A 2,474-nucleotide genomic window follows, 5' to 3' on the forward strand; every position below is an offset into this window, starting at 1 on the left:
GGGTGGTCTCGAGGCTCGCTTCGCTCGCACCTCGACCAACGAGGGGGTTGCGGCTCAGCGTCCGAGCAGGCGCTGCAGGAGGCCGCGTCGCAGCGGTGACTGGGGGTTCTCCGCCTCGGGGGTCTGCTCCTCCTGGGGCGGGGCCGCGGGCTCCGGGTCGACGAGCGGCTGCGGCTGCACCGGGACCGGCGTAGTGGGGGCCGACCGGAGGCGCTTGCCGAGGCCGGCGATGCGGCCGGACGGGTCGAATCGGACCTGCAGCGATCCGTCGTCGAGGGTCAGCTCGACCACGTCGTCCCCCGCGTCGGCGAGGCCGACGCCCCGCTGCTCGGTCCACGCGGTGAGTGCTCGACGATGATCGACCGGGCCGATGCCCGCGAGCGCGCTGGTGACGACCGCCACGGCGCGCACCACGGTCGGCCTCGGCAGCGCGAGCACGGGGTCGTCGAGCAGCAGCCACGCCCGGGTCGCGCCGTTGCCGGTCGGCGCCGAGAAGTGCGCCGTGACACCCGTGACGGCCTTGACCGCGCGGAGGATCGTCGGCGCCAGATCCTCCGTCAGCGGCAGCGTGCTGCGGGTGAACTCGGGGATCGCGTACCGCTCACCCAGCACCCGCACCCGCTCGCTCTGCTTCACGAACGCCGGCGGGAAGCCGTTGATGTTGTCCCAGCCCCACAGCCAGGTGCCGTCATCGGTCGATGACGTGCCGATGAAGTGGGCGCGGACCTCCTGCAGGCCGCCCTGACCGTCCGTGAACAGGAAGCGGGCCCTGCCCGCGTCGATGCTCCAGTCGGAGATCCGCACCGCCTCGGCGAGGTGCGACTGGTGCTCGTGGGACACGAACGCGCCCGCGTCCGCGAGGGTGACGAGATCGACCTCGGGCATCGCGGAGGACGCTACGGCACGCACCTCCGCCGGGCGCGGTCCGACTCGGCTCGACCGGGAACCGCTGCGCTGGTCACACGGGGCGACCGCTTCAGCCGCGGGCGCTCGAGCGCGAGCACCGCGCCCTGACAGCGGCGAGCGGCGAGAATCGCGCGATGACGAACGCGACCTACATCCCCGGCGTCTGCAACATCGGACCCGCCGAGATCCAGCGCCGCCGCAACGGCGGGATCGGCGCCGCCGTCGCGACGGGAGCGGTGCTCGCTGCGACGGTGCTGACCGGCGCGCCGAAGCCCCTCCGCCTCATCGCGATCCTGCCCGCCGCGGGCGCAGCGACCGGCTTCATCCAGGCCGCCACCCACTTCTGTGCGGGGTTCGGGATGCGCGGCGTGTTCAACGTCGGCGACACCGGCGGCACGGACACCGTCGAGCAGGCCGAGTTCCGCGCCGAGGACCAGGCGAAGGCGAAGCGGATCATCGCCGCTTCGCTCGCCATCGGTGCCGGGGTCGGCGGAGCGGCGCTGCTGCTGCCCTGAACGGATGGCGCCGAGTGCCCTGCTGGGCGCGGCAGGATGTCGGACGCCCCCGCGGGGGCGCGACGATCGAGAGGACCGCGTGGTGCCACGTCCGACCCTGTTCCTGCTGCACGGCCTCGGGCGCAGCGCCCGCTCGTGGGACGGCGTGATCGCCGCGCTCGGCGACGGGTTCGACGTCGTGGCGCTCGACCTGCCCGGGTACGGCGACAACGCCTCCTCCGCGCTCATCACCGTGCGGGAGACCGCTGAGTGGGTCGCCGCGAAGGTCCGCGAGCGCCAGCCGGACGAGTGGCTGATCGCCGGGCACGGCATGGGCGGCAGGATCGCCGCCGTCGTCACCGCGTGGGCGGAGGCGGGTGAGCAGGGGCTGATCGCCCCGGCCGGCGTCGTGCTCGTCGGCGCGGCGGCCGTCGAGCCCGAGCCGATGGCGGAGGAGCGTCGCGCGCAGATGGAATCGTGGTGGGCCGACGGCACGATCTCGGTCTCGGACGCCGCCGCGTACGTCGACGCGAACCTCGCCGGGCCGATCCCCTCCGCGGTGCGGACCGCCGCGATCGAGGACGTCCGCCGCTCGAACCGGACCGCGTGGCTCGAGTGGCTGCGCCGCGGCAGCCTCGAGGACTGGTCCGACGAGGTCGGCGTGCTGCGGACCCCCGCGACGGTGATCGTCGGCGCGGAGGACAGCGACCTCGGCGCGGTCGACCAGGAGCGGCCGACCCTCCCCCACGTCCCCGCCGCTCCCCTGCACGAGATCGCGGGCGCTGGGCACGATGTGCTCCTCCAGGCGCCCGCCGACGTCGCACGCATCATCGGGGCGTTCGCCGCGGAGGTCACCGGCCGTTCGCCGCTGCCGCCCGCGTTCGCGCGCCTGATCGCCTCCGACCGGGTCTCCGCGCGGACGCGCCGGGTGATGCTCGCCCGCCTCGACGGGCCCGGCGACGCGCCGAGGGTCCTCTCCCCCGCGCAGCACGCGCTGCTGACCGCGCTGCTCGCCCGCGTGGTACCGCAGCGGGGCACGGACCTCGACCTGGCTGGCCGCATCGACGCCGAGCT

3 protein-coding genes are annotated in these 2,474 nt (G+C 74.8%); 2 read left to right on the top strand and 1 reads right to left on the bottom strand.

From position 1 onward, the window contains the following. Nucleotides 1-54: 54 nt before the first annotated feature. Complete coding sequence (locus tag ACFE67_RS14855) at nt 55-885, bottom strand: DUF6882 domain-containing protein (RefSeq protein ID WP_375407644.1); 831 nt, start codon at nt 883-885, stop codon at nt 55-57. A gap of 155 nt (nt 886-1,040) precedes the next feature. On the opposite strand from ACFE67_RS14855, the gene ACFE67_RS14860 reads away from it, so the two are divergent. Both ACFE67_RS14860 and ACFE67_RS14865 read left to right on the top strand, forming a co-directional pair. Beyond that, a complete protein-coding gene (locus tag ACFE67_RS14860; protein WP_375407645.1) occupies nt 1,041-1,421 on the top strand; it encodes a hypothetical protein in 381 nt (126 codons plus the stop codon). 82 nt (nt 1,422-1,503) lie between these two features. Next, on the top strand, nt 1,504-2,474 hold a 971-nt coding region (locus ACFE67_RS14865), incomplete at its 3' end, for an alpha/beta fold hydrolase (RefSeq protein WP_375407646.1).

The sequence above is a fragment of the uncultured Amnibacterium sp. genome (assembly GCF_964244015.1).
Lineage (GTDB): Bacteria > Actinomycetota > Actinomycetes > Actinomycetales > Microbacteriaceae > Amnibacterium.

What these genes read in the sequence shown, in the direction of transcription:
- ACFE67_RS14855 (WP_375407644.1), bottom strand. Translation starts at nt 885, where the DNA reads ATGCCCGAGGTCGATCTCGTCACCCTCGCGGACGCGGGCGCGTTCGTG.
- ACFE67_RS14860 (WP_375407645.1), top strand. Translation starts at nt 1,041, where the DNA reads ATGACGAACGCGACCTACATCCCCGGCGTCTGCAACATCGGACCCGCC.